Below are 26,998 nucleotides of genomic sequence, written 5' to 3'. Positions count from 1 at the left end.
ATAGAAACCAGCCTCTTTTTTTATTCTCTTATCCAGCCAACTTTATCAGCAATTGGCTCTCTTTTTCCTGCTGGCCAGTTTTCAGTAGCTGGCTTTGCAACATAAAAGAAGCCCATCAGCATATCTTCGCCCTCCAGTCCAAAATCTTCTCTGGCTTCTTCCCAAAACGTCGGTCCACCAGTACCCCAATAAGCTGCTAAGCCATGAGCGGAAGCAGTGAGATACATATTTTGAACGGCCATAGAAACTGCTGCGATTTCTTCCATCACAGGAATACCAGAACCCTCGGTTCTTTTCATCAAAATTGCAATGACATGAGATGCTTTTAGAGGATTCTCTTTGAATTTTTGGTAGGTAGCTTCAATAAATGGGGTCCTATTCTTTTCTGCCCTTTTCTTGTACAACTCGGCCTGATAATCAGCAAATTTTTTCAAGCCCTCACCAGTGTAAACAATAAATCTCCAAGGTTGGGTCAATTTGTGAGTAGGTGCCCAATTTGCGTTTTCCAACATTTCTTCAATGATGCTGTCATCTACGGGGTCATTCTCTTTGAATTGAGCTACGAACATGGATCTTCGTCCACGGATAATCTTATTAACTTCTTCGATGTTAAAATCGGGTTTCTGCATATTGCTATTAAAAGTTATACTGCTTTCGCAGTTTCCATGATATTGATGATTTCTTCGTAGTCCAGCTTGTCCCAATTTTCGGTGATTAAAGGATCTGCCATCACCTTATCCATTACTGCTTCCTGTAATTTTCCTTGAGCATAGGCTTCTGCATATCCCATATCGGAAAAAGTAACCATGGAATACAAAGGAATCCAGTCATTAGGATATAAATCGTGCAATTTTGCCTCAATCTTTTTCCTAAGAATAAATTTAGGATCTGCTACAGAATCACGCATTTCCACGAAGTTTTCCATCGCTAATTGGCAAATTGCGTCTGTATCAGGCTTACGTTGCTTCTGGAATTTTTCAAATACCAAGTCCCAAGAATTGTGACCGAATTTATCCAGATAGCTATTTAAAATATAGCAGTCCTCAAATCCGCAATTCATTCCCTGACCATAGAATGGAACCATCGCATGGGATGCATCTCCCAATAAGATACTGTGCCCTTGAACCCAAGGATAACACTCAATATTGATTAGTGCTGCTGTAGGGTTTTTAAAATATTCCTCCTTTAAGTTGGGCATCAACTGATAAGCATCATCAAAATAATGCTTGAAAACAGATTCCAAATCTGAATCATCATTGATTTTTTCAAAGCAAACTTTACTTCCCTCAAAAGGAAGAAACAAAGTGCAGGTAAAGGACTTGTCTGGATTGGGAAGTGCTATCAGCATAAATTTTCCCCTTGGCCAGATATGCAAGGCATTAGGGTCCATTGCAAACTCCCCTTTGGAAGTTGCCGGAATCGTCAATTCCTTATAGCCATGAGAAATATATTCCTGCTTGTAATTAAATCGAATTTGCTTTTGCATAGCCATTCTCAAAGAAGAGTAGGCTCCATCTGCACCAATAATTACCGGTGCTTCTTTCTTATAAATTCCTTCTTTGGTTTCGAAGGTTATTTCCTGATTAGAAAAATCAACATCCACGCATTTGTGCTCAAAATTGATCACAGCACCTAAGCGCTCTGCCTCCTCAGCGAGAAGTTGATTGAATTTTCCTCGGGAAATAGAATAAATCGCTTGCTTGTTTTTCCCATAAGGAATGAAAGTGGTTCCTCCATGCTCATCATGGACTTTTCTTCCATACATTGGAATCGCTAAAGGAAGAACTTTATCTTTCAGACCAACCTGCTCCAAACTTTTCCATCCTCTATGGCTCAGAGCCATGTTGATAGATCTTCCTCCTTCGTAATAAGGCGTTTTGCGTTTATCAGGCCTTTTGTCGTAGACAGAAACATCCAGACCTTGACGCTTAAGATATATGGCCATCAATGATCCGATTAATCCGGCGCCAAGGATGGTGATTTCGTTTTGTTTCATGAGATTATGATCGCTTTTTAAAAGGCCTTAAGCCTTTCCCGAATAGCTCCACTTGTTGGATGCTCCACTCGGAAATATCTCGCATGCTGGGTGATTAGACTTCTGTTCATCAACTGTATCATGCTCGAACTCATAAGGATTGGTTGATCCTCGCTCTTTTAAGCGAATTTTTCTATAGATTGTTCCAATATCTGTGCAAATCGGAATACATCCTCAAAGCTATTGTAAAGTGGAGTAGGAGCCAGACGAATCACATTTGGATTTCTCCAATCTCCAACAACTCCGTGTTTGTACCATTCATCAAAGACGGCTTTTCCGCCTCTATGAATGTGCAAAGATAACTGGCAACCTCTTTCCAATTGATTTTCAGGGGTAATTATTTCCAAAACACCGGATTCACCACTGATTTTCTTGATCAAAAACTCCAGATAACCAGTTAGCAAAAAGCTTTTTTTCCGAAGGTTTTCAATTCCAGCCTCCTGAAAAATATCTAAAGAGGCCTGATGAGCCGCCAATGCCAAAACATTACTGTTGGCCAATTGCCAGCCGTCTGCTCCATGCATGGGGATAAATCCCTTTTCCATCAGAAAGCGCTGTCCCTCATCATGCCCCCACCAGCCTGCAAACCTAGGTAAATCCGGACTTTCGGCATATTTCTCATGCACATAGATCCCCGAGACATTTCCCGGGCCTGAGTTCAAATACTTATAACTGCACCAAGTAGCGAAATCCACTTCCCAATCATGAAGCTTCAGAGGAATATTTCCTGCAGCGTGGGCCAAATCAAATCCAGCGAAAGCTCCAACGGAATGTGCAGCTTGGGAAATGGCTTTCATATCAAAAAGCTGACCTGTGTAGTATTGAAGGCCTGCCATATTGACCAAAGACAATGAATCTCCCTGCTTTTTAATCTCTGCAAGAATATCTTCGGTTCTTAGCGTATGCTCGCCTTCTCTTGGCTTCAACTCAACGATGACCTCAGCGGGATTTAAACCATGAAATTTCACCTGGCTTTCCAACATATACTGGTCTGAAGGAAATGCCCCAGCTTCAATAATGATCTTATTTCTGGACTTAGTGGGTCTGTAAAAAGAAACCATCAAAAGGTGCAAGTTCACGCTCAGGTTGTTCATAGCCACTACCTCATGCTCATGTGCACCAAATAGTTCTGATAATGCAGGCTTAGACTTCTTTCGGATATGGTACCAGGCATCTTCCCCGTGAAAATGTCCATCCACGGCTAAATTACCCCAGTTTTCAAGTTCTTTTTCCAAATAGCTTTTGACTGATTTGGGTTGTAAGCCTAGAGAGTTTCCACAGAAATAAATGGCTTCTTTTCCATTTACTCTAGGGAATAGAAACTCATTTCTAAATTTTCTCATAGGATCTTCCTGATCCATTTTTTGAGCGAATGCTTCTGAATATTGATAGTCTGGAAATTGCATATGTTTGAGGATGGGTGAAAAGATAAGTTTGAATTTAAACCTTACTTTTCCATGACAGTACCGCAGTTTTTACAAGTAGTGTGTTCGGGATTGTTCCAGAATCTCTCCATGATTGGAGGCAATTGATTTACTATATCCGTCAGCTCGACATATTCTTCATACAGCAAATCACCGCAGTTTTCGCAATGCCAAATAAAGCCATCCTTTTCCCCTGGCCTTCTATAGCGTTCAATTACCAGGCCGACAGTATTAGCAGGTCTTCTTGGAGAGTGAGGAACCTTGGGCGGTAAAAGAAAAATCTCTCCCTCTTTGATATGAATATCTTTAGGCTTGCCGTCTTCAATAATTTTTAAAGTAATATCTCCTTCCAACTGGTAGAAAAATTCTTCTCCCTCATCGTAATGGTAATCTTTACGGGAATTGGGACCTCCCACTACCATCACGATAAAGTCATCATTCCCTTTAAAAACTTGCTGATTTCCAACAGGCGGCTTTAGCAAATGCCTGTTTTCATCTATCCATTTTTTGAAATTAAAAGGTTGGGATACTGCCATTTTGTTTGCTTTTAGGATGATTTGGAAAATATGCTGATATCTAAACTAGTAACAAGATTCCAGCCTAAAAGTATTAAAAAACACGCGTTTTTTTGGTTTACTTTGTCCAAATGCCAGAATTCATGCCCTTCCCAATAGTCGACCTACACTGTGATTTATTATCCTATCTAGCCAAAATACCAAATGCTAGTCCTTTTGCAACAGAGGATATTGCCTGTGCTTTTCCTCATCTGATCAATGGAAATGTAAGATTGCAGATTTGCGCAATTTATACGGATGTACGCCCTAGTTCTATGGATTTGGGTTGGAAACAAGCTGTGATTTTCAGAGAATTAATCGAAAAAGAGTCTACTTCTTTTATGGAGTTCGATGGAGAAAATTTAGCTCCTTCTGAAAAAGTGGGCATTATGGCATCCATAGAAAATGCGGCTGGAATTGGACATGAGGACGCTTCCTGGAAAGAAATTTACGAGCAGTTTGATCGGATTTTGGAAAAAACAGGAAAGCTGGCCTATATCAGTCTTACTCACCATACCGAAAATCGATTTGGTGGTGGGAATTACACGGAAGGAATTGGTCTGAAAGATGATGGAAAAAAATTGCTCGACTACATGAGTGGCAAAAAGATTCCCATTGATCTTTCACATACCTCCGATTTATTAGCAGAAGGAATTTTAACTCACATCAAAAAAGAAAATCTTTCCATCCCTGTTATTGCCAGTCATTCCAATTATAGGGCGATTTGGGATCACAAACGTAATTTGTCAGATGAGTTTGCTCAAGAAATTATCATCCAAAAAGGGATTATTGGGGTGAATTTTCTCCGGGCATTTTTGGATAATGATGTGCCGGATAGATTATACGAACATATCCTTCATGGATTTGAAATTGGTGGAGAAGAGGCGCAATGTTTTGGTGCAGACTTTTTTTACACACTGGATTTTCCTGATCCCAATCGATTCCCTTTCTATTTTCCACTCGCTGAAAATTCTGGAAAGTATCCTGCTATTTTGGAGGCACTTCAAGCTAATTTGGAGCAGAGTTCACTGGAAAAGCTAGCTTATAAAAATGCTCTTAATTTTTACCAAAACCTGTACCGCTAATGTCTTCCCATCATTTTGTCAAAGAGCAACAAGAGCCTGCAGTTTTAATTTTAAATACGGAAGGCTTCAGTTTTGATTCAATCAGTCCCTTATTGGAATGGGTGCCTACTGTATTGGTCGCCGAAACTTGTGTGGAGCAGGTATTGACTTGGGTTATTAAAATAGATGTGATCCTTGCAAGCCAAGAGTTTCAACAAAAGAATTTGCAGCTTTTAGAAGAGCAATATCCCCTGAAATTTTACACTTCTTCTCCTCAGGAATCTTTGGAAAATGCTCTCCACTATTTATTGGCCTCCGCTCATCAAGCAGTACACCTGGTTGGTTTTCCTCATGAAAAGGCTTTGGAATTATCTCTTTTTTTAGAAAAAATGGACCTCACTATTCTGGAGCCAGGATGGAAATTTTACCCAGTAAAAAACGGTGCTTTCAAAAAATGGCTGCCCGAAACTATTTTGGAGATTTTTGGAAAGGAAAATTTGCCTCTAGAAATTGAAAACTCCAACGGAAAAATAATTCTTCCTCTCACATACATCACTAGAATAGAAGTGCCAGAAGGCTTTACCAGCATTCAATCCTCAGAGCTTTTTTGGGTGGGAGAACCTTTGATTAGCTCAAAGTAGCACTCAGAGATTTCATCAGTTTCTCCAAATATTCTTGATCTGTGTTGTCAAAATCATTCAATTGATCAGAATCGACATCCAAAACCATCGCTACCTGATCCCCTTTAAATACAGGAACTACAATCTCTGATCGAGAGGCTGAACTGCAAGCAATATGTCCTGGAAATGCATCCACATCCGGTACCAGTTGCGTTTTTCCTTCTTTCCAGGCGGTTCCACAAACCCCTTTTCCAAAAGAAATTCTCGTACAGGCAATAGGTCCTTGGAATGGACCCAAAACCAGTTGATTTTCTTTGACTAAATAAAAGCCAACCCAAAAGAAATCAAAGGCCTGTTTTAAAGCTGCGGCTACATTGGATAGGTTGGCATATAAGTCCGGCTCCCCCGAAATCAAGGCTTCAATTTGAGGAAGCAAGGCTTCATATTTTTCAGCTTTGGTGGCTGTTTCAGGGATGAATAAATTTTCAGACATGATAATAAATGGCTAGTTCGTCTTCTTGGAATTGGATTCGTTCGGTGGCAGAAATAGGAAGCTGTGGAGCTTCGACACCTTCTTTGAATCTGGTTTTGGAGGTAAACACTCTTGCTTCGTCCCAAAGTTCGGATTCAATAAATTTATTCAAAAGGAAAGCCCCTCCCTCCACCAAAACACTTTGAATTTTTCGCTTTTGAAGGTCTTCCAAAAGTGCGGAAATTTTAAAGTTGGGAGAAAGCTTTACCCATTCAATATTTCCTTGGATTTCTGATTTGACTGTATTGTAACAAATGGTAGGTATCGCTTGATCGAAAATTTTCAAATCAGGTTTAAGTTCCAGTTTCGGATCAATGACCAAGCGAAGTGGATTTTTACCTACCCAATCTCTCACATTCAAAGCTGGATCATCATATAATGCTGTATTTTTCCCTACCAAAATAGCATCTTCTTCGGCTCTCCATTTATGCACCATTTGCCTACTTTGGGAATTGGATATCCACTTGGAGGAGTAATCTTTTCTAGCTACAAATCCATCCAAAGTTTGGGCCCATTTCAATATGACATAAGGTCTCTTTTGCTCGATTTGAGTGAAAAATCTTCGGTTTTGCTTTCGCGCTTCCTTTTCCAAAATGCCTGTTTCAACTTCAATTCCTGCATTTTTTAAGATTTCTATTCCTTTCCCTCCAACAAGTGGGTTAGAATCTGTTGCGGCAATCACCACTTTTTTCACCTGCTTTTCTACCAAAAGGTTGGCGCAAGGAGGAGTTTTTCCAAAATGAGCACAAGGCTCCAAGGTGACGTAGACTGTGGATTTTTTTAGCATTTCAGAATCAATGACAGAATTGACTGCATTGACCTCTGCATGGGGACCACCGTATTTTTGATGATAGCCTTCTCCGATAATTTTATCATCGTAAACAATTACGCAGCCTACCTGTGGGTTGGGGCTTACATTTCCTCTTCCCAATTCCGCTAGCTCTAGAGCTCGCTGCATATATGTGGCATGCATTTCCATCAGGGTCTAGGTCTAAATGTCAAACGATCCAATGCAAGTGTTTCTCCAGCTTCAACCTCGACGTTCTGAAGGGTATCTGGAAGGAAGTTTTGATTTTTGGGATCAAAGTAAAGCGTATAAGTACCTTCTGGCAATCTGAAAAGATACGTTCCGGAACTGTTTGCATGAGTACTGGTGCTATCTCCATTTGCAATGGCAAAAATGGCTGGACGTAATTGATTTTGAGAAAATGTACCTCTGATTTCTCCAACATTTCCCGGAATGACCAAGTCTATGGAAGGAGTAAAATTTAATCTCAAGGGATTTGTAGAAATGGTCTGAATGGATTTTTCCAGATCAAAATCCAGAATCACATCATAGGAAAACCCAGTTTCTATATTCAGGCTTAAAGGTAAAACCACCTCTTCCGAAACGCCATCTGCGTAATTTAAAGCATATCTGTTTTCTCGTTCCCAAAGGAAATTTCTTGTACCTAACCTGACAGCTAATTGGGTGATTTGACCAACAGGCAAGGGACTTCTACCCAGAAGTAAAACCTCTCCGCCTACTAAATCAGAAACCTTGACTTGCTTATTTCCCAGTTCATATGGTATGAAAAATACTTCTTGCGTGCTTTCTCTGCCCTGAACATTCATACTCACATCAACCCCTAGAATTTCCACGAAAACAGAATCATAGGCTGGAGGAGCATCTACCAAAACCAAATTGAGAAGGCCTTCTTGTCTGTCTGCGATGCCATCGCAAGATCCAAAAAGAAGTGTCAGGGCCGAAAAGAAAAAGAAATATGCTGATTTATTCACAATGCAAATTTAGTCCAAAAAGTCAAACTCAGGCCTTAAAAACAAAAAAGCCGGCGAACCGGCTTTTGAGGGTGTATTATTAACAGCTTATTCTTCTTTCAAAGTCACTGTGACTGGATCTAAAACAGTGATTTCGCCTTGCTCAACCACTACCGCTTCCAAACTCACTGGAGTATATCGCTCATTTGGAGTGATCAAAATCGTATATGTTCCAGGCTCTAAGCCTTGAATTTTAAAGTTCCCGGCTTCATCAGTAAAAGTGTTGAAGCTTTCTCCATTTCTGCTAGCTGAAACAGCTATGGTCTGCGCATCCAATGGTAATACCAATCCAGAAATCCCTGCTGCTTCCTCTAAATAAGCTCTCAAAACAGGCTTAAGAATAATGTTTCCTGAGTTTCCTGCAACTACAATTGACTTGGCAACATCGAAATCAATTACCAAATTATAGGATTGTCCTCCTTCAATAGGCTGATTTACCTTAATTTTTAGACCATTTTGTTGAGCACTTGGTGTCTTCAAATCGAACTCATTTCCGTCAGAAACTACGTAATTGTTTTCTCCAAGTACCAATCTGATTTGATCAATTTCCCCTTCTTCAAAATCCTCGGTTCCCAACAACAAAGAATTGTTACCGGTAAGGTCCAAAAGGTTGACCATTTTATCCCCCGGCTCATAATTCATTTCTCTCCAAGATGAATCATCATTCTCATCCGAGTTATCAGACTTCATTCGAACTCTCACAGCGAGAACCTCCACCCAAACTTCATCAAAATCTCCAGGGGCATCCACCAGGTAAAAATTTACGCGGGCCATTCCTTTATCCGGCGAATCATTGTAATCACAAGCGAAGCAAAAAAGGGCTGTTATCGCAAGAAGAAAATTAGAAATATGTTTTTTCATTGGTTTTAGTTTTAGTGCTATTAAAACCCGACCAATGTCCATGCCAAGTTCAATATTCTATTCTTTTGAGGATTTAAGTCTAGACCTTCTTATTTTTGGGCATGATGAAATGGGAAAGACTCCTCACCCGAGGAAGATTTGGAGACAAACCTGGATTTATTCCAACTCAAGCCACAAGAAGTGAATTCGAAATCGATTATGACAGAATTATTTTTTCTGCCCCATTCCGCAATTTACAGGATAAAACGCAAGTTTTTCCACTTCCTGAGCAGGCCTTTGTCCATACGAGATTAACTCACAGCCTGGAAGTTTCTTCAGTAGGCAGATCTTTAGGAAAAAGTGCGGGGGAATATTTGATTGAAAAATATCCAAGCCTTCAGAAATTAGGAATCAGCAGTTCAGAAATCGGAGGAATCGTAGCTGCGGCTGCTTTGACTCATGACATTGGAAACCCTCCTTTTGGCCATGCTGGGGAAGAGGCTATTTCTGATTTTTTTAAATTTCATCCTGCCGGAAAAATATGGGAAAACCACGTCAGATTAGAGCAATGGGCTGATTTATGTAATTTCGAAGGCAATGCCCAAGGATTCCGGATGCTTGTATCGAAGCAGTTTGGGCTCAAGCTTACCTATGCTACTTTGGCAGCATTTACCAAATATCCAAGGCCTAGTCAGATTGCCCATAGGGATATCGCCCGAAGAAGTCAGAAGAAATTTGGCTTTTTCATCAATCAATTGACTGATTTTGAGCAGATGGCTTCTTTTCTGGGCTTAGAAAAAGCTACGGATGAATGTTGGTACCGGCACCCATTGGCTTTTTTGGTAGAGGCAGCAGATGATATTTGCTATAGCATTATAGACTTGGAAGACGGATGCACCATGGGACTGGTGGGCTTTGATGAAACCATCTCTTTACTTTCTCCTATCTTAAAAGATAGGTTTGATCCTAAAAAGCTGGAAAATAGAACCGCTTCTCAAAATTTAGGGGCGCTGAGGGCTTTGGCTATTGGTGAGTTGATTCAGGAAACTGTGGAAGCTTTTGTACAATATGAGGAAAGTATGTGCAAAGGAAATTTTGACAAAGCTCTTACTGACATCATTCCCTCTGCTAAGCATCTCCAAAAAATCACAGAAGTCTCTGTTAAAAAAATCTACCGGTCTAAAGTAGTTTTGGAAAAAGAGGCGGCAGGATTTCAGGTTTTGGAAGGTTTATTATCTGTCTTTTCAAAAGCACTGTATCATCAGTTTTATGCCCCAGAGAATTTCTCAGGCCAAGACAAAAGTATTCTTCGTTTATTACCTGAAGACTTTCCTCTTAAAGGTTGGGGAGAAGAAGTGAATCCTTATCCGCTCTTGAGAGCGCTTATCGACTTTATTTCAGGAATGACAGACAAATACGCTCTCAACCTTTACCGCAGAGTAAATGGCATTTCCTTTCCAGGAAGTTAATTCTTCTGAATTTCCGGGAAAACCCATTAACTTTTTAAAGCTTGGCAAAATCTTTACTTGAATCAATTAGGTTCAATTAGCGTTAGAATTTAGAATCAATCTTTTATGAAAAAAGCAATCTATATACTTCTGGCAATTTTTAGTTTTCTAATCCTGAGTGCAGTGGCGATTCCTATCATCTTTAAAGACAAAATCGTCGCAAAAATTAATCAGGAGCTCGATGAGTCTATCAATGCTACAGTCTACTACAATCCTCAAAAAATATCCTTGAGCATTTTTCGAAGTTTTCCCGATGTCAGCGCTGGCTTAGGAGATTTTGGAATTATCGGAAAAGACCAATTCGAAGGGGATACACTGATTCAGGTAGATCAATTGGATCTGGATTTCAATTTAAAATCTGTTCTTTTCGGGGATTACCCTATGCTCACTGGATTGCATTTGAATGGTGGCGATCTTTATATCAAAGTCTTAGAAGACGGAACAGCCAATTATGACATTACCAAATCTTTAGACTCTGAATCAGAATCATCTGAAAGCAACTTTAGAATAGGCATAGAGCAAATCGAAGTAAATCACGTCAACATGATTTATGACGATAGATCCTTGCAGTTTACCATGGCCTTAGCGGATATCATGGCAAGGGGCTCTGGCGATTTTACCTTGGATGTTTATGATTTGCCTGTCAAAGCTACTGCAACTATCGCAGATATGGCTTATGAAGGAACTCATTATCTAACCAATAAAAAATTTCAGGGAGATGCCAACGTTCAGGTCGACCTGGAAAACATGAAATTCAGTTTTGAAAATGGAAAATTTGGACTGAATGATTTTCTTTTTAACATGAATGGCTTTATAGCCTTACCCGAAGAAGGAGTCGATTACGACCTAGCTTTTGCTGCTCCTGATTCGGACTTTAAAAGTGTTCTTTCTTTAGTTCCGGGAATGTATACCGAAAGCTTCTCCTCTATCAAATCCTCAGGAACTATGAGTTTTGAAGGTTTTGTCAAAGGACTTTACACTGAAACCAGCATCCCTTCTTTTGATATTAATCTTCAAATTAAGGATGGAATGTTTCAGTACCCAGAACTTCCTAAGCCTGTGGACAAAATTAACGTCAACATGGCGGTAAAGAATGAAACCTCTCAACTTGAGAATACCTCTATTCAGATTCCTACTTTTTCCATGAATTTTGGTTCAAATCCCATCTCAGGGAATTTCACTCTTCAAAACCTCAGGGATTACCTGATGGAAGGGGAGCTGAATGGTAAGCTTAACTTGAAAGAACTTACTTCTATTTTCCCAATTGAAGGGACTAGCCTTGCAGGAAATCTGGACTTTAGCGCACGAGCCAAAGGCAGATATGATTCTACCAATAAGGTTTTACCTGCTATTGCTGCCCAGTTTAAATTTTCTGAGGGATATGTAAAAAATGCAGAGTATCCTGCCGCATTGGAAAAAATTCATGCGGTTGCCTCGATTCGAAGCGATAAGGGAAGTATGCAGGATTTTGTGGCAGACTTCAGCAGTTTCGGTTTTGAGCTGGAAGGTGAAAAAATTGAAGGAAACCTTAGAATAGCGGATTTTGAGGCGCTCAACTGGCAAGGTGCTGTAGCAGGAGCGGTGGACTTAGAGAAAATCATGGCGATTTTCCCAATTGCAGATACCGAATTGAAAGGAAAAATTCAGGCAAATATCAACAGTACCGGCTCATATCAGGATGTGGAAAAAGAGCAGTTTTCTAGAATCAATACTTCAGGAGACCTCACTGTTTCCCAATTTTTCTTCAAATCTAAAGACTATCCTCAGGGAGTGGCAATCAATCAAGCTAAAGCCAATTTCAACCCCCAGCGAGCTGAATTGGTGGAGTTTGATTCGAAACTGGGAAAAAGCCCACTGACAGCTTCCGGTTTTCTATCCAACTATATGGATTATTTGCTTTCAGAAAACGGAACATTGAAAGGACAGCTTTCCCTGAACAGTTCCTATTTTGATATCAATGAATGGATGAGCGAAAGTAGTAGCTCAAGTACAGACAGCAGCAAACTGGAAGTGATCGCTTTACCAAAAAATATTGACTTCACCATGGCTGTGAGAGCGGATGAGGTAATCTATGATAACCTCAATCTCAAGGAGGTCCGAGGAACCATGGTTTTAAGAGAGGGAATTCTCAGCTTCAATGAGGCAGGAATGAAAACCCTAGATGGACGAATCACGCTGAATGGAAACTATGACCCAAGAGATATTTCCAATCCAAAATTCGATATGAGTTTGGATATCTCAGAGTTAAGTATAGCCAAGGCTTTTCAAAACCTTACAACAGTCAAAGCTTTTGCTCCGATTGCCAAGGATATAACAGGCCGATTCAATACCAAACTCAATTTCAGTGGCCTCTTGGGTCCAGACATGATGCCTGTGCTTTCCTCTTTGGATGTATCCGGAATTTTGGCGATTGCCGAAGCTGCTTTGAAAGAAAATAAAATACTGGAAGGTTTGACCAGCCTTACCAAATTAAAAGATGCCAACACCATCAAATTGAGTAATATCAAAGTTCCGATCAGTATTGAAAACGGGATGATGGAGGTAAAGCCTTTCGATGTGAAATTATGGGATTATCAAACCACCGTACAAGGAACAGCTGGGTTTGACGGGTCCATTAATTATTTACTGAACATGCAGGTGCCGGCTGGGAAATTTGGAGCACAGGCTAATAGTATTTTAGCTAGTATTTCAGGAAGCCAGGCAAATGAGTCCACATTGATTCCTTTATCCATCAACTTGGCCGGTTCTTATAATCAGCCTAAAGTGAGTTTGGCCGGAGGAAATAGTATAGAGACACTGCTGGCAAATGCGCTCAGATCCAGATTTGATTCCGAAAAACAAAACTTTCAAAATCAGGCTCAAGAGCAATTTCAGGCAGCACAAGACAGCATAAAAAATCAGCTGAAACTCAAAGCCGAAATGGTTCAGGACAGCGTGAAGAAAGAATTACAAAAGAAAACAGGTGAAAGTGCAGAAAAGGTAGTACAGGAGGCAAAGAGTATATTGAAAGGAGTACTCAAAGGAACTCCCAAACCCACCAAGCCGGATACTACTTCTACCAAAAATTAATAAAAAAGGCCTCCTGTTGCATTCATAACAGGAGGCCTTTCTCAATCTATCTGTGATTATTTAAAAAGGATATTTTCCAGCCTCAATCATGTAATCAGCTATTTGTCTTCTCAGCTCTTTGGTATTGATCAGATCCATTTTAGTAAATCTCTTCAATCCCATCAACATCACTTTTTGCTCATCTCCTTTGGTAAATGAAGCAATAGCTTCTTTAGCTGCCGCGTTGATTTTTTCCACTGCTTCTGAAAGATAAACTTGAGCCATGGAAATTTGATGCTTGCAAGCTTCTTCTCCTTTGATACTTACCAGTTTTTCAGCTCTTAAAATCGCTGACTCTGCTGCATAAATTTCAATCATCACATCAGCAAGATTCATCATGATTTCCTGCTCATCTTCAATTTTATCCTGAAGAGCCATGGCTGCTTTTCCACCAACCATCAAGAAAACCTTCTTGAGCTTAACCAAAACATCTTTTTCAGATGCAAATAGCTCAGAAGTATCGATAGTTTCAAAGGATGGAACAGATGTCAATTCCTTGGAAACAGCCATTGCCGGCTCAAAAAGGTTGATTTCACCTTTCATCGCTCTTTTCAATAGCATTCCAACCATCAACATTCTGTTGATTTCATTAGTCCCCTCATAAATTCTGGCAATACGCGCATCTCTGTATGCTCTTTCCATCGGGGCATCGGCAGAATATCCCATGCCACCATATACCTGAACGCCTTGATCTACGACGAAATCCAAAACTTCTGATCCATGTACTTTGGCTATTGCTGCTTCAATTGCAAACTGTTCCAAAGCTTTCAATTTTGCTTCCGCATCAGGCATGCCTTCTGCAGCCAAAGCATCCATTCGATCTTCAATATCCTGTCCGGCACGATAGCAAAGTGATTCAGAAACGAAAGTACGGGTTGCCATTTCTGCCAACATACGCTTTACTGCTCCGAAAGAATTGATACTAACTCCGAATTGCTTTCTTTCTGTAGAATATTTTACTGCCAAAGAAGTCACAGTACGAACCCCTCCCAATACTCCGGCTCCTAGTTTTACCCTTCCGATATTCAGGATATTCACAGCGATCTTAAAGCCATTTTCTCTATCAGAAAGCATATTTTCCACAGGAACTTTGCAATCATTGAAGAAGACCTGACGGGTAGAAGATCCTTTGATACCCATTTTCTTTTCTTCTTCATTCATTGTAATCCCGCCAAAGGATTTTTCTACGATGAAGGCTGTCAGATTTTTATCATTCTCAATTTTTGCAAACACGATGAATAAGTCTGCAAAACCTGCATTGGAAATCCACATTTTCTGTCCATTGATCAGATAATGTTTTCCATCTTCAGTTAGAGTTGCTTTGGTTTTACCGCTATTTGCATCTGAACCAGCATCCGGTTCGGTCAAACAATAGCATGCCGCCCATTCACCAGTTGCCAGTTTAGGAAGGTATTTTTGCTTTTGTTCTTCATTGCCATAATACAAAATAGGCAATGTGCCTATACCCGTATGAGCACCGTAGGTAGTAGAAAAAGAACCAGCAGCTCCAATAATATCAGCAATCAACATGGAAGTGTTGAAGCTCATTCCCATTCCACCAAATTCTTCCGGAACAGAAATACCCAATAGACCAAGTTCACCCGCTTTTTTGAAAATGGAAGGAACTAAATCCGGATTTTTCATACTGTCAATTTCCTCGATATTCGGAGTGATTTCCGTATCGATAAAATCCTGACATGCCTGAGCCATCATTTTTTGCTCTTCAGTAAATTGCTCTGGAATAAAGATGTCCTGGGCATCTGTTTCCCGAATAAGGAATTCTCCTCCTTGGATTGATTTTGATAGAGTTGTCATTTTATTTTTTATATTCTTTTATTTCAATAGTTCATAAATTCCAGCAACTCCCTGACCACCACCTACACAGGCCGTGACCATTCCGTACTTGGAATTTCTTCTTCTCATTTCATTGAAGAGCTGCACTGATAACTTCGCTCCTGTACATCCCAGCGGGTGACCTAATGCAACAGCACCACCATTTACATTCACCAATTCTTCATCCATATCCAGTGATCTGATTACTGCTAAAGCTTGAGCTGCGAAGGCTTCATTCAATTCTACCAAGCCAATATCTGACATAGACAAACCAGCTTGTTTTAAGGCTTTTGGCACTGCTTCTTTGGGTCCTATTCCCATGATTCTGGGATCTACCCCAGCTACTGAATAGGACATCATTCTAGCAACGGGGTCCAAATTCAGAGATTTCATCAATCGCTCAGACATGACAACCACGAAGGCTGCACCGTCGGAAGTTTGGGAAGAATTTCCTGCGGTCACCTGCCCACCATTTTTAAAAGCCGGTTTTAATTTTGCCAAAACCTCCATGGAAGTTTCTGCTCGAGGACCTTCGTCTGTATCTACAACAAACTTTCTTGTTTTCTTTTTCCCTTTTTCATCCAGGTAGGTTTCTTCAACTTCTACTGGAACTATCTCATCTTTAAATTTTCCACCATTAATTGCAGCTAGTGCTCTCTCGTGGGATCGAACCGAAAATGCATCGGAGTCCTCTCTGGTAATGGAATATTCTTTGGCCAATTCCTCAGCTGTCAAGCCCATGCTTAAATAGTAGGACGGATGCTCAGAGGCAATTTTCCAGTTTAGGGCAGTTTTGTAGCCCATCATTGGTACCAAAGACATAGATTCTGTGCCACCTGCTATGATACAATCAGCCATTCCAGCCTTGATTTTACCAACAGCCAATGCAATGGCTTCTAATCCAGATCCGCAATAGCGGTTGATGATAAACCCTGGATTATCTATGCCTAAAGCCAGCAAAGAAATCATTCTTCCCATCTGCATTCCCTGTTCCGCTTCAGGTACTGCATTTCCTACTATGAGATCATCGACCATTTTAGCCTCCAGTCCTGGAGTGTTGGCCACCAAATGTTTGATTACATCTGCAGCTAAATCATCCGGTCTGTAAAATCGAAATCCTCCTTTTTTGGATTTTCCAACTGCTGATCTATATCCATTAATTATATATGCGTCCATGGTTAGTTTACTTGAGTGTCTATTGTTAATTTTTAAAGTGCATCTTTTAAATATGAAGCGAGAGATTAGATACGAGAAGCGAGAGCATGAGCTAATAAGGGTTTGACTCTATGTTAGATTTGAGACCAATCAGCATTTTCTGTATTTCGTCAAGTTCAAGATTGATAGATTCGAATGCTTCTTGGTTCAACAATCCTACTCTAGTTGCGATAATCGTTTGAGTCTCCAATTCAAAACTTTCACCTAAACTTATATCAAGACAATTTGAAAACGCTTTCGAAGAATTTCTTGCGGTTCCTTCAGCAATATTTGAAGGAATAGATACACTAGATCTTCTCATTTGAGAGGTCATTCCGAATCTCTCTTCAGAAGGAAATAGGGCCGTTGTTTCATAAACTTTTACTGCCAAATCCACCGATTTTCTCCAAACAGTCAGGTTTTTAAAATTATGTCTCAACTTCATAAGTCATCTGGTAAAAATGTTTACTAATGGTCTCTAGATTCTCGATTCTAGCTTCTCATCTCTAATTTCTAAGCGGTTTTCCTTTAAATAGGATGCTATGAATCCTTTCTAAAGTCTTTTTCTCTCCCGTCAAACTCAGAAATGCTTCTCTTTCCAGATCCAGTAAATACTGTTCTGAAACCTCTGTTGGGGAAGACAAATCTCCTCCAGACATTACCCAAGCCAGTTTTCTGGCAATTTTTGCGTCGTGCTCTGAGATGTAAGCACCATATCTCATTCCGGTAATTCCAGCTTCAAATAGAGCTAAAGAGGTTTTTCCCAAAACTCGAATATTGCTTTGCTGAACAGGCTGAGTATAACCGGCCTCATGTAGCTCTAATACTTTTGCTTTTGCTTCAGCCAGTTGACGCTTTCTGTTTAAGGTGATGCCGTCCTGATTTCTCAGGTAACCCAGGTTTTTTGCCTCGGCAGCTGAAGTGGACACCTTGGCCATAGCAATATTCATGAAGTATTCCTGTAATAGGTTCAATTCCACATCTCCATCTTTCACGGTATTGGCAAAGCGTTTGGTCATTTCTTTGGTACCACCACCTGCAGGAATGAGGCCTACACCTACTTCCACTAATCCCATGTACAATTCTGCATGCGCCTGAATGTGATCAGCATGAAGGGATAGTTCACAACCCCCACCCAAGGCCATATTATGAGGAGCAACCACAACCGGAACCGAAGAATATCTAGCTCTCATCATGGTGTTTTGGAATTGCGCAATCATCAGATTGATTTCGTCAAATTCCTGATCTCCGGCAAACATGAACAACATTGCCAAGTTGGCTCCGGCTGAGAAGTTTCCTCCTTCATTTCCGATTACCAAACCTTTGTGGGACTTCTCCGCCATTCCAATCGCTGTGTTGATTCCTTCGATTACCTCAGCGCCCAGGGAGTTCATCTTGGTATGGAATTCCAATCCTATGACATCATCTCCCATATCATATACGCTTGCACCTGCATTTCCCCAGAGTTTTTTACCTGAAGCCTTGAGAGTATCCAACAATATAAAATCTTCTATACCCGGAATTTCTACGTATGATTTGGATGGGATATCGTAGTAGAGTTTTTTACCATTTTCAACTTTGTAGAAAGATTCATTTCCTGCTTTTAGCATTTCATGAATCCAATCAGCAGCTTTTTCACCCGCCGCTTCCATTTTTTCTACAGTTTCCTTCACTCCGAGAATATCCCAGGTTTCAAAAGGACCCAATTCCCAACCAAAACCCGCGCATACTGCTTGATCAATCCTGTACAATTCATCAGATATTTCTGGAATTCTATGAGAGCAATATTTGAATAAATCATAGAAAGAAGCTCTATAAAATTCACCGGCTTTATCATCAAAATTCATCAAGAATTTGATTCTCTTTTTCATATCCTCGATATCCTTTGCTGCTTCAAGTGCTTTGATTTTTGGTTTTTCTACATCCTTGTATTCAAAGGTTTCGAAATCCAATTCCTTGAGTTCTTTACTTCCGTCTTTGTGACGGATCATTTTAAAATAGCCTTGACCTGTTTTATCCCCGAACCATTTGTTGTTATATAAGACCTCCATAATTTTTGGAAGCTTAAACTTATCTCTGGACTCGTCGTGAGGAAGTGCTTTGTATAAGTTGTTGGCAACATTGACAGTAGTGTCCAAACCTACCACATCCATCGTTCTGAAGGTTGCTGATTTTGCCCTACCGATTACTGGTCCTGTCATCTTATCAATTTCAGATACACCAAATCCCATCTTCTCGATGGTATGCATCCCAGAAATAATGGCATAAACTCCAATTCTATTGGCAATAAAGGCCGGAGTATCTTTACAAAGCACAGTTTCCTTTCCAAGGAATCTATCTCCGTAATCCATCAAGAAATCAACAATTTCAGGATCAGTCTTAGGACCAGGAATGATTTCTAATAATCTTAAATATCTAGGCGGATTGAAAAAGTGAGTTCCTGCGAAATTTTTCTGGAAATCCTCACTTCTACCTTCACACATCATGTGCATAGGAATACCGGAAGTATTCGAGGTAATCAAAGTGCCAGGCTTTCTGAATTTTTCGACTTTTTCAAAAAGTTGTTGCTTGATATCCAACCTTTCAACAACTACCTCAATGATCCAGTCATAATCCTTAATTTTCGACAAATCATCATCAAAATTTCCTGTAGTGATCCTTGATGCAAAGGTTTTGTCGTAGATGGCAGAAGGATTCGACTTCAATGTATTTTGAAGTGCAGCAGTGACAATTCTGTTTCTTACAGCAGGATGTTCCTGGGTAAGGCCTTTCTTTTGCTCTTCTTCTGTGAGCTCAAAAGGTACAATGTCCAGTAAAAGCACCTGTACACCAATATTGGCAAAATGACAGGCAATTCTGGAACCCATTACTCCGGAACCTAAAACGGCTACTTTTTTAATGGTTTTGTTCATTTTTTTGGGTTTTTTGGTAGTCTTGATTCCAAGAAGAATCTTGGAAATTATAGTTCATATATAGGTTTATTCACTTCAATTCCGCTGAACTGGTCAATGACCATCTGGATTTTTTCAAAGGTGGCAAAGAAGCTTTCCAAATCTTTTTCAGGAATAACCTGTCGGATCTGTTCATTAAATTCTTTAATCGTCTTTACTGATATTTCCTTTTTTCGTTTTCCCTCTTCAGTCAGATAAATTCTCACTGATCGCTTATCCACCAAATCAGGTTTTTTGTAGACCAATCCTTTTTCTTCCATAGTCTTCAGCATACGGGTAAGACTTCTTGTTTCCAAGCCAAGCTTGGGAGCAATTTTGGTCGCGGGGGTTCCTTCTTTGGAATTGATATTGATCAATACAAAACCAATGGCAGTGGTAAAGCCTTCTTCGGCTGCATGCTGATTGTACATCCTGGATATAGCATGCCAGGCACTCTTAATGTGAAAATCTACTGTTTCTTCTCTCTTCATACGGATCTCCCATTGTTTTGAGGAGACCTAATTTAAAAAAATTTTGTATGCATGCATACTATATTTGAAAAAAAGTTATGCATGCATCACAAATATTGATTGGAATTAACAAATATTATAAAATATTATTTTAATTAATCTCAATGATTTGAATTTATCAGAATATAATTAATAAACTGAGGTTCTTTCGGAATTTTCTTTTGATTACTGGGATTAAGGACTTAAAAGTCATTTACAGAAACTTTTTGACTCAAATCAAACCTGATAAATGGCTTCTATTTCATCGGCATATTTCTGATGGATTACTTTTCGTTTCAATTTCATCGTAGGAGTCAGTTCACCTGATTCTACTCCCCAAGCTTCAGGCAGTAATCTAAAGCGTTTGATCTGCTCCCATTTTCCAAAATATTTATTGAGGGAATCCACCTCAGATTGGTACTTCTCCAGAATATCTTCTCTTTGGATCATTTCTCTATCAGTGGTGTAAGGAATATCCTTTCGCTTACAATATTCTCTCAATCCATCAAAACTCGGTACGATCAATGCACCAGGGAAATTTCTGTTATCACCTACGACAATCAACTGCTCAATCAAGGTTGATTCCTTGAATTTATTCTCCATCACCTGAGGCGCTATATATTTTCCTCCGGAGGTTTTAAACATCTCTTTTTTACGATCAGTGATTCGGAGATAATTTCCGTCAAGCTCACCTATGTCTCCTGTGTGGAACCAGCCATTCTTAAGTACCTCTGCGGTCATCTCGGGGTTCTTGTAGTACCCTTGCATGACATTGGGTCCTTTGACTAGGATTTCACCATCTTCTGCGATTTTCACTTCCACATCTTTGACAATCTTGCCGACCCAACCAATTCTGATTTCCTCATGATTGGAAATAGAAGCAGTCACCACGGGAGACGTTTCCGTCAGACCATAACCTTCACAGACTTTTATTCCTGCAGCCCAAAAAACTCTGGCCAATCTAGGTTGCAAGGCGGAGGCTCCAGAATTAATCTGCATAATATTTCCGCCTAATGCCTCTCTCCATTTTGAAAAAATGAGCTGGTTGGCAATTTTGAGTTGAAAATTATACCATCCACCCATATCTGCAGCAGGATCATATTTTAATCCAAGATTTAATGCCCAGAAAAATAATTGCTTTTTAATACCTGATAGCTCATAACCTTTTGCTACAATTTTGTCATAAACTTTTTCCAAAAGTCTCGGAACTGTATTGAATACGTGTGGTTGTACCTCCTTTAAATTTTCACCAATACTATCCATATTCTCTGCATAGTAAATCGAGAAACCCAAGTAGAAGAAACAGAAGGATGCTGTCCTCTCGAAAATGTGGCAAAGCGGAAGGAAACTTAAAACTTTGGAGGTACCTTCTGGTGGACTCATGATATGAGAAACCGACAAAACATTACTTAATACATTATGATGAGTTAACATCACTCCCTTTGGTCTCCCTGTCGTTCCGGATGTATAGATAATCGTAAATAAATCCTCGGATTTCACGGCAGCTTTTGATTTTTCCAATATGGAAAGATCACCAGAAAGGCCAGTCTCCTTTAAGGAAGTCCAGTGCTCAACGCCATCAATTTTGTCAAAAGAATAAATTTTGCGATCTCCTGCTACCTCAATCGCTTTCTCATAAATAGTAGTATCCCCAACAAAAATCATTTTGACTTCAGCATGATCAAATATGTAAGCATAATCATCACTGGTAATCGTTGGATACATAGGAACAGAAATCGCTCCTATTTGCTGCAAAGCCAAATCAACAAAATTCCATTCCGGTCTATTTTCTGAAATAATAGCCACTCTATCTCCTGCAGCAATATTTGCTTTCATGAAAGCCAAACTCAGATTATCAATGATCTCTTTGACATCTCTCGAAGAATAAGTAATCCATTCTCCATTTTCTTTTCTGGCAACGGCATCTGTTTTATCAAATTTGGCAATCTGATAAGGCACTAAATCAAAAAGACGGTTTAATTCCATGGGTTTATTGTTTATGAGCTAAGAGATCTATTGTCCGAAGGTTTGAGCTTTTCTTTTTAACTACTAACTCAAGTCTGCGGAAAACGGTTGATTTTTTGTTTGTATTGAAAATTGATTAGCTCCTAATATAACCAAAAAATAAAATTGAAAGGATAGCTATCCACAGTATTCACTTGCTTATAACTCTATTAGATTAATTTTTAAAAAATTTCTTATTAAGGTTATTAAGGCTGTGGAAATGTTGGTAAGTGTTGATTTCTTGATTCCCCACTTTCCTTCCAATCTTATACATTACTTATCTACGACTTATCCTCAGTTTATCCACTTGTATCTATTTGATCACAAAGATTTTATAGCTAACTCGATATTTTTGTGGATGAGCTCTGTGTTTTGAAAGGTGTCTAACTATGCTGTGGAAATCTTATGTGATCTCTGTTGATAGATCTTAGCTTATCCCCTTTTTCGTAGGCTTTACTTTTCAAACTCTTGCCTGTGGTGTATAAGTGTGAGTTAAGTCCACTTTATGCTTTACTTATCCACCGTCTTCTGATGGGTTGTCCACAGGTTTTTTCTGACTGATTCCAGTAGTTTTTGAAGGTTCAATGATGATTCCATCATTAGTCCATCCACCTCTGATGATGATATCCGTACTTGAATTTTCTGGATTTCTAAAATAGAAAATTCTTTCAGCCTGTCTGTTTTCAAAGAAGTTTCCTGGATCCCACCTTCCATTTCCATTTCTATCTTCTATGACTCTTATCTTATAAGTTCCTGCTTCTATCCGTTCAAAACGGAAATTATTGGTGTCTATAAGCTTCTTTTCTGCCTTTAATTCATCCTTGTTATCAATCAACTGTACCACAAATGGTGGTTCTGCATTATTAATTCTGCCGGCCAGTAAGTCTGCTAAAGTTTCTGGTCTGATTTTTCGATAATTAGCTTTTAATTCTTTTAGATTATACTGAAGCTGTATATCCTGAAAAGTAGAATCTGCAACTGTCAGAGTAACAACATCGGATTGTGTGCTGTCTGGAATGGATACCTTTAATCTGAGAACATTTCTCATACTTGAATCCTCAAAATAGTACATCTCTGGTCCTATTTTGATACTTCTCGCTGAGTCTAGTGGGATATAAAGAGAATCTGTGTGGATCTTTGTTATTGGCTTATTAAAGCTTAGAATGGCCTCCATAGTGCCAGTGAAATTTTTGCCCGAATTAGCTTTTACAGTTAATTCCTCTGGTTTTCTTTCATTGACTGGAAATTTGGCATAGATCAGCGTATCAATTTGATATCCTACAGAATCAATCAAATTAACCTTAAATGCTAAGCTATCAGGAATGCTTTTATCTGAAAATAAGCGAATCCTTTTGTCTTCTTTAGTGTAAAATATGCTCTTTCCCAGACTCTCATTTTCAAGCTTGATGTCTACCGCATTTTTATTGAGGATCAAATCATAGCTTCCATTAGTAAAAGATGATCTGAGTAATCTAATAGGTGTTAAATCCGCTTGAGATAGATTGAATATGGCTCCTTCAATATTTTCTTCAATGGTGATTGTGTCTTTTAAAAAATCGTGAGCCTCAGATTTGAATTCTGCCTTTAAACTGTTGTTAGCATCATTCCAAGCATAGGCTCTGTAATTTCCATTCTTGATATTGCTTATTTTGAATTGGCCTGTACTGTCTACTTGCGATATATAATAAGGTGCTGCAGCAAATAAATCTGTTGTGTCATTTTCTGGATATAAGCCTACCAATACGTTTTTGAAATCCGTCTGTTTATCTGGGAAATAGAAATTAACCTGACCACTCAATTCCAGGCTATCTATACTTGAACCTGTTGAAAAGACAATTTTTAGATTTTCTGCAGGATTTCCCTCTGATAAGTCCTGAACTGATTTTTGAAAATTGAATACGTAGGTAGTGTTATCTTCTAATTCCTGATTAAGTTCTATTGTGACAGTATTTTTTAAAGCGGTAGTTACCACCTCATCCTTTTTTACTCTTGGAGTAATGATGATATTTTTATTGGGGTTATCTAGTTTGATATATTCATCAAATACTAAGACTATCTCTTCGGGTTTGATATTTATTGATTGGTCTTTAGGATTTGCCTCCAATAATTTTGGTGGGTCTTCATCTCTAGGTCCTCCCTGAGGTGTACTTTGTTTTGCGCATTGAGTGAATAATGCAACAGAAAAAACTAATAGAAAGGTGTATTTTATCTTCACTTTTTCTGAAGGATATATAGGTTGCTTGAATAATTACCGGTCTTTCTTCCTGATTGATTTGATTTTAATCCTGTCCAAAATGACTTGCTGTAATTGCTTAGTATATTGGAATTTGGGTTCTGATATTTTTCTGATAAAAGCGACACATAATAACTGTCGAATATCATGGGCTTTTTTTCCTTGATACTTAAATCAAATTCTTCTGCCAGATAATTTATAGACTTTTCATTGAAATGATAAAGATGTCTAGGCACATCCCAACCTGCCCAGAATTTTCCATATCGATTTGCATCTTCACTTTCAAAATTTGGGATTGCTAAAATAATATAACCATCTGATTTTAAATGACTTAATACCTTTTTGAACCCTTTTCTTAAAGAATGAATATGTTCTAATACGTGGAATAGCGTAATAATATCAAACTCTTTCTTTAGATCTAAATCAATAAGATTTTTATGGACTTTTTGTTGCAGATTTTCTTTTGCCAGCTTCCTGGCATTTTTATTTGGCTCTAAGCCTTCTACATTCCATCCGTTCTTTTTGGTATAAGCTAAAAACTCTCCAGTTCCACAGCCTATATCCAAAATTGATTTCTCTGTTTTTAATGATTCTATCAACTTGAATTTTTTCTTGATAGAATATTTTCTGACTTTAGAATAGATCAGAGCTGTTAAAGATTTGCTCTTAGTAGAATGGGAGTAATATTCTGGAAAGTCATAATAAGGAGCTATCGCTTTTTCTGTTGGTCTAGGATTGGTAAATACCAACTGACATTTCGTGCATTTACACAAAATGAATCTCTCCTTACTTACAGCGAAATCCGGGATCTCGGTGTAATTAAGAAAAAGCCCACTCTTACAAAGCGGGCATTTTGTTAATCTTTCTACAGGTTTATCTTCCAAGGTAAACAGTCAATATGGATAGGTCAGCTGGTGATACCCCACTTATTCGGGAAGCTTGACCCAATGTTTCTGGTCTAATTTTATTCAATTTTTGTTTTCCTTCAGCAGATAAAGCAGGGATAGCTAAATAATCAAATCTCTGAGGGATTCTAAAGTTTTCCATATTAGAAAGCTTCTCCACCATTTGCTGTTCTTTTTCTATATAGCTATCGTATTTGATTTGAATTTCTGCTTGCTCTAATACTTCGGTTGGATATTTTGATAAATAAGTAGCCAATTCTTTATCCAGCTTCTTCAAATCACTGATCCCGATTTGAGGCCTTTTTAGAAGTTTTTCAGCACTGATTTTTTCCTTGATAGCAGCTGTATCAATAGCTTCCAGCCCCTCATTTGTTGTTTCGTCAGGAAGTAGCTTTTTCTGCTTCAAATCATTGATCAATTTTGCAGTTTGCTCTTTTTTATCCTGCATCTTATCAAATCTTTTTTGATCAGCTAAACCGATAGAATAACCCAACTCTGTTAATCTCAAATCAGCATTATCCTGTCTAAGCAATAATCGGAATTCAGCTCTGGAAGTGAACATTCTATAAGGCTCCTCTGTACCTTTATTGATTAGATCATCTATGAGTACTCCTATGTATGCATCTGATCTTTTCAATATAAATGGATCTTTTTCCTGAGTTTTCAGTGCTGCATTGATTCCTGCAATTAGACCCTGAGATGCCGCTTCTTCATATCCAGTTGTACCATTGATCTGACCTGCAAAGAATAGGTTTTCTACTAATTGTGTTTCAAGTGTGATCTTGAGTTGAGTTGGTGGGAAGAAGTCGTATTCTATGGCATATCCTGGTCGAAACATTTTTGCATTTTCAAAGCCTGGAATTTGCCTCATGGCTTTCTGCTGAACATCTTCCGGTAGAGAAGTAGAAAAACCGTTTACGTAGATTTCTACAGTGTTCCATCCTTCTGGTTCAACAAAAATTTGGTGCCTTTCTCTTTCAGCGAAGCGGTTGATTTTATCTTCAATTGATGGACAATAGCGCGGACCCAAGCCTTGAATTCGGCCATTAAACATAGGAGATCTGTCAAAACCAGTTTCCAGTGTTTGGTGTACATCCTTATTGGTGTAAGTAATCCAACAGGGTCTTTGTTCTTTCAATGGACTTGTTTCATCAGAATAAGAGAATTTTTCAGGGTTCTCATCTCCGTGTTGAACTTCCATTTTGGAATAATCGAGGCTTCTACCATCTACTCTTGGAGGAGTTCCGGTTTTCATTCTTCCCGCTTCGAATCCCAAACTCACCAATTGTTCTGTAATTCCTTTAGCTGCTGCTTCTCCGGTTCTTCCTCCTCCAAACTGTTTCTCTCCTATATGAATGATACCATTTAAGAATGTCCCATTGGTTAGGACAACAGTTTCTGATTCTATTTCTAAACCTATTCCGGTTTTAACACCTACTACTCTATTGTCTTTGACAATGATTCCAGTAATCATTTCTTGCCAAAAGTCCACATTGGGTGTTGCTTCTAAGGCCAATCTCCATTCCTCAGCAAATCTCATTCTGTCATTTTGAGACCTTGGAGACCACATGGCAGGACCTTTTGATCTATTAAGCATACGAAATTGTATCATGGATTTATCTGAAATAATCCCAGACATACCTCCGAGTGCATCAATCTCCCGTACAATTTGTCCTTTAGCTACTCCACCCATTGCTGGATTGCAGGACATCTGTGCGATGGTATTCATGTTCATGGTACACAATAATACCTTAGAACCCATCTTTGCCGCAGCATGTGCTGCTTCACATCCGGCATGTCCTGCTCCTACTACTATGACATCATATTTTTGAAACATGATAATTTTCCTTTACTGTTTCACGTGGAACACTTACTAATGAAGTGTGC

The 26,998-nt window shown here is 39.1% G+C and carries 21 protein-coding genes; 4 read left to right on the top strand and 17 right to left on the bottom strand.

Annotated elements, in window-relative coordinates; translation table 11 throughout:
• Positions 1-20: 20 nt before the first annotated feature.
• The 4 genes from GYM62_RS17580 to GYM62_RS17565 form a co-directional block, all read right to left on the bottom strand.
• Positions 21-629 carry a nitroreductase gene (locus tag GYM62_RS17580; protein WP_144605947.1) on the bottom strand — a complete coding sequence of 203 codons (609 nt, stop codon included), beginning with the start codon at positions 627-629 and terminating at the stop codon, positions 21-23.
• A gap of 14 nt (positions 630-643) precedes the next feature.
• Positions 644-1,996 carry an NAD(P)/FAD-dependent oxidoreductase gene (locus GYM62_RS17575; RefSeq protein ID WP_091653353.1) on the bottom strand — a complete coding sequence of 451 codons (1,353 nt, stop codon included), beginning with the start codon at positions 1,994-1,996 and terminating at the stop codon, positions 644-646.
• A 158-nt stretch (positions 1,997-2,154) separates the two neighbouring features.
• Complete coding sequence (gene kynU, locus GYM62_RS17570) at positions 2,155-3,441, bottom strand: kynureninase (protein WP_144605948.1); 1,287 nt, start codon at positions 3,439-3,441, stop codon at positions 2,155-2,157.
• A gap of 41 nt (positions 3,442-3,482) precedes the next feature.
• Positions 3,483-3,995 carry a 3-hydroxyanthranilate 3,4-dioxygenase gene (locus GYM62_RS17565; protein WP_144605949.1) on the bottom strand — a complete coding sequence of 171 codons (513 nt, stop codon included), beginning with the start codon at positions 3,993-3,995 and terminating at the stop codon, positions 3,483-3,485.
• Between the two features lie 122 nt (positions 3,996-4,117).
• Between GYM62_RS17565 and GYM62_RS17560 the strand changes: the two genes are divergently transcribed.
• Both GYM62_RS17560 and GYM62_RS17555 read left to right on the top strand, forming a co-directional pair.
• Complete coding sequence (locus tag GYM62_RS17560) at positions 4,118-5,098, top strand: dipeptidase (RefSeq protein ID WP_144605950.1); 981 nt, start codon at positions 4,118-4,120, stop codon at positions 5,096-5,098.
• On the top strand, positions 5,098-5,718 hold the full coding sequence (locus GYM62_RS17555) for a thiamine pyrophosphokinase (RefSeq protein WP_144605951.1): 621 nt from the start codon (positions 5,098-5,100) through the stop codon (positions 5,716-5,718). Before GYM62_RS17560 ends, GYM62_RS17555 begins: the two co-directional genes overlap by 1 nt.
• Here the strand turns inward: GYM62_RS17555 and GYM62_RS17550 are convergent.
• The 4 genes from GYM62_RS17550 to GYM62_RS17535 all read right to left on the bottom strand — a co-directional run bounded on the left by GYM62_RS17550 (position 5,705) and on the right by GYM62_RS17535 (position 8,908).
• Positions 5,705-6,190, bottom strand: a complete 486-nt coding sequence (locus GYM62_RS17550; protein WP_144605952.1) for a GAF domain-containing protein — start codon at positions 6,188-6,190, stop codon at positions 5,705-5,707. The genes GYM62_RS17555 and GYM62_RS17550 overlap by 14 nt on opposite strands.
• Positions 6,183-7,208: a bifunctional diaminohydroxyphosphoribosylaminopyrimidine deaminase/5-amino-6-(5-phosphoribosylamino)uracil reductase RibD gene (ribD, locus tag GYM62_RS17545; RefSeq protein ID WP_144605953.1), complete on the bottom strand. Its 1,026-nt coding sequence runs from the start codon at positions 7,206-7,208 to the stop codon at positions 6,183-6,185. Before ribD ends, GYM62_RS17550 begins: the two co-directional genes overlap by 8 nt.
• A complete protein-coding gene (locus GYM62_RS17540; RefSeq protein ID WP_186300116.1) occupies positions 7,208-8,008 on the bottom strand; it encodes a DUF4382 domain-containing protein in 801 nt (266 codons plus the stop codon). Before GYM62_RS17540 ends, ribD begins: the two co-directional genes overlap by 1 nt.
• A gap of 87 nt (positions 8,009-8,095) precedes the next feature.
• The gene (locus GYM62_RS17535; protein ID WP_219957367.1) at positions 8,096-8,908 is read right to left on the bottom strand and encodes a DUF4382 domain-containing protein; all 813 of its coding nucleotides are present in this window, start codon (positions 8,906-8,908) and stop codon (positions 8,096-8,098) included.
• Between the two features lie 104 nt (positions 8,909-9,012).
• Here GYM62_RS17535 and dgt point away from each other — a divergent pair, with 104 nt between their 5' ends.
• Together dgt and GYM62_RS17525 are read left to right on the top strand one after the other, a co-directional pair.
• Complete coding sequence (gene dgt, locus GYM62_RS17530; RefSeq protein ID WP_219959484.1) at positions 9,013-10,356, top strand: dGTP triphosphohydrolase; 1,344 nt, start codon at positions 9,013-9,015, stop codon at positions 10,354-10,356.
• 105 nt (positions 10,357-10,461) lie between these two features.
• The gene (locus GYM62_RS17525; RefSeq protein WP_219957366.1) at positions 10,462-13,464 is read left to right on the top strand and encodes an AsmA-like C-terminal region-containing protein; all 3,003 of its coding nucleotides are present in this window, start codon (positions 10,462-10,464) and stop codon (positions 13,462-13,464) included.
• Between the two features lie 60 nt (positions 13,465-13,524).
• Here the strand turns inward: GYM62_RS17525 and GYM62_RS17520 are convergent, their stop codons facing one another.
• From GYM62_RS17520 to mnmG, 9 genes are all read right to left on the bottom strand, one after another.
• Positions 13,525-15,318, bottom strand: coding sequence for an acyl-CoA dehydrogenase family protein (locus tag GYM62_RS17520; RefSeq protein ID WP_219957365.1), 1,794 nt, complete (start codon positions 15,316-15,318; stop codon positions 13,525-13,527).
• Positions 15,319-15,336: 18 nt separating this feature from the next.
• Positions 15,337-16,512 carry an acetyl-CoA C-acyltransferase gene (locus tag GYM62_RS17515; RefSeq protein ID WP_091653369.1) on the bottom strand — a complete coding sequence of 392 codons (1,176 nt, stop codon included), beginning with the start codon at positions 16,510-16,512 and terminating at the stop codon, positions 15,337-15,339.
• 91 nt (positions 16,513-16,603) lie between these two features.
• Positions 16,604-16,975, bottom strand: a complete 372-nt coding sequence (locus tag GYM62_RS17510; RefSeq protein WP_091653371.1) for a four helix bundle protein — start codon at positions 16,973-16,975, stop codon at positions 16,604-16,606.
• Positions 16,976-17,036: 61 nt separating this feature from the next.
• A complete protein-coding gene (locus tag GYM62_RS17505) occupies positions 17,037-19,442 on the bottom strand; it encodes a 3-hydroxyacyl-CoA dehydrogenase/enoyl-CoA hydratase family protein (protein ID WP_144605958.1) in 2,406 nt (801 codons plus the stop codon).
• Between the two features lie 47 nt (positions 19,443-19,489).
• Positions 19,490-19,951 carry a MarR family winged helix-turn-helix transcriptional regulator gene (locus tag GYM62_RS17500; protein WP_144605959.1) on the bottom strand — a complete coding sequence of 154 codons (462 nt, stop codon included), beginning with the start codon at positions 19,949-19,951 and terminating at the stop codon, positions 19,490-19,492.
• Between the two features lie 255 nt (positions 19,952-20,206).
• The gene (locus tag GYM62_RS17495) at positions 20,207-21,955 is read right to left on the bottom strand and encodes a long-chain fatty acid--CoA ligase (protein WP_144605960.1); all 1,749 of its coding nucleotides are present in this window, start codon (positions 21,953-21,955) and stop codon (positions 20,207-20,209) included.
• 532 nt (positions 21,956-22,487) lie between these two features.
• Positions 22,488-24,188 carry an Ig-like domain-containing domain gene (locus tag GYM62_RS17490; RefSeq protein WP_250161354.1) on the bottom strand — a complete coding sequence of 567 codons (1,701 nt, stop codon included), beginning with the start codon at positions 24,186-24,188 and terminating at the stop codon, positions 22,488-22,490.
• Entirely contained in the window at positions 24,185-24,979 is a 795-nt protein-coding gene (locus GYM62_RS17485) for a class I SAM-dependent methyltransferase (RefSeq protein WP_255590418.1), read from the bottom strand. Before GYM62_RS17485 ends, GYM62_RS17490 begins: the two co-directional genes overlap by 4 nt.
• Before the next feature lie 100 nt (positions 24,980-25,079).
• On the bottom strand, positions 25,080-26,948 hold the full coding sequence (gene mnmG / locus GYM62_RS17480; protein WP_219957364.1) for a tRNA uridine-5-carboxymethylaminomethyl(34) synthesis enzyme MnmG: 1,869 nt from the start codon (positions 26,946-26,948) through the stop codon (positions 25,080-25,082).
• Between the last annotated feature and the right edge of the window lie 50 nt (positions 26,949-26,998).

It is taken from the genome of Algoriphagus sp. NBT04N3 (genome assembly GCF_019443765.1).
Lineage (GTDB): Bacteria > Bacteroidota > Bacteroidia > Cytophagales > Cyclobacteriaceae > Algoriphagus > Algoriphagus ornithinivorans.
The sequence above is the reverse complement of the archived record's forward strand: the minus strand, read 5'-3'. Positions and strand labels throughout refer to the sequence as shown.

What these genes read in the sequence shown, in the direction of transcription:
- ribD (WP_144605953.1), bottom strand. Translation starts at nt 7,208, where the DNA reads ATGGAAATGCATGCCACATATATGCAGCGAGCTCTAGAGCTAGCGGAA.
- GYM62_RS17580 (WP_144605947.1), bottom strand. Translation starts at nt 629, where the DNA reads ATGCAGAAACCCGATTTTAACATCGAAGAAGTTAATAAGATTATCCGT.
- dgt (WP_219959484.1), top strand. Translation starts at nt 9,013, where the DNA reads ATGAAATGGGAAAGACTCCTCACCCGAGGAAGATTTGGAGACAAACCT.
- GYM62_RS17555 (WP_144605951.1), top strand. Translation starts at nt 5,098, where the DNA reads ATGTCTTCCCATCATTTTGTCAAAGAGCAACAAGAGCCTGCAGTTTTA.
- kynU (WP_144605948.1), bottom strand. Translation starts at nt 3,441, where the DNA reads ATGCAATTTCCAGACTATCAATATTCAGAAGCATTCGCTCAAAAAATG.
- GYM62_RS17525 (WP_219957366.1), top strand. Translation starts at nt 10,462, where the DNA reads ATGAAAAAAGCAATCTATATACTTCTGGCAATTTTTAGTTTTCTAATC.
- GYM62_RS17575 (WP_091653353.1), bottom strand. Translation starts at nt 1,996, where the DNA reads ATGAAACAAAACGAAATCACCATCCTTGGCGCCGGATTAATCGGATCA.
- GYM62_RS17560 (WP_144605950.1), top strand. Translation starts at nt 4,118, where the DNA reads ATGCCCTTCCCAATAGTCGACCTACACTGTGATTTATTATCCTATCTA.
- GYM62_RS17565 (WP_144605949.1), bottom strand. Translation starts at nt 3,995, where the DNA reads ATGGCAGTATCCCAACCTTTTAATTTCAAAAAATGGATAGATGAAAAC.
- GYM62_RS17535 (WP_219957367.1), bottom strand. Translation starts at nt 8,908, where the DNA reads ATGAAAAAACATATTTCTAATTTTCTTCTTGCGATAACAGCCCTTTTT.
- mnmG (WP_219957364.1), bottom strand. Translation starts at nt 26,948, where the DNA reads ATGTTTCAAAAATATGATGTCATAGTAGTAGGAGCAGGACATGCCGGA.
- GYM62_RS17495 (WP_144605960.1), bottom strand. Translation starts at nt 21,955, where the DNA reads ATGGAATTAAACCGTCTTTTTGATTTAGTGCCTTATCAGATTGCCAAA.
- GYM62_RS17515 (WP_091653369.1), bottom strand. Translation starts at nt 16,512, where the DNA reads ATGGACGCATATATAATTAATGGATATAGATCAGCAGTTGGAAAATCC.
- GYM62_RS17510 (WP_091653371.1), bottom strand. Translation starts at nt 16,975, where the DNA reads ATGAAGTTGAGACATAATTTTAAAAACCTGACTGTTTGGAGAAAATCG.
- GYM62_RS17550 (WP_144605952.1), bottom strand. Translation starts at nt 6,190, where the DNA reads ATGTCTGAAAATTTATTCATCCCTGAAACAGCCACCAAAGCTGAAAAA.
- GYM62_RS17505 (WP_144605958.1), bottom strand. Translation starts at nt 19,442, where the DNA reads ATGAACAAAACCATTAAAAAAGTAGCCGTTTTAGGTTCCGGAGTAATG.
- GYM62_RS17500 (WP_144605959.1), bottom strand. Translation starts at nt 19,951, where the DNA reads ATGAAGAGAGAAGAAACAGTAGATTTTCACATTAAGAGTGCCTGGCAT.
- GYM62_RS17520 (WP_219957365.1), bottom strand. Translation starts at nt 15,318, where the DNA reads ATGACAACTCTATCAAAATCAATCCAAGGAGGAGAATTCCTTATTCGG.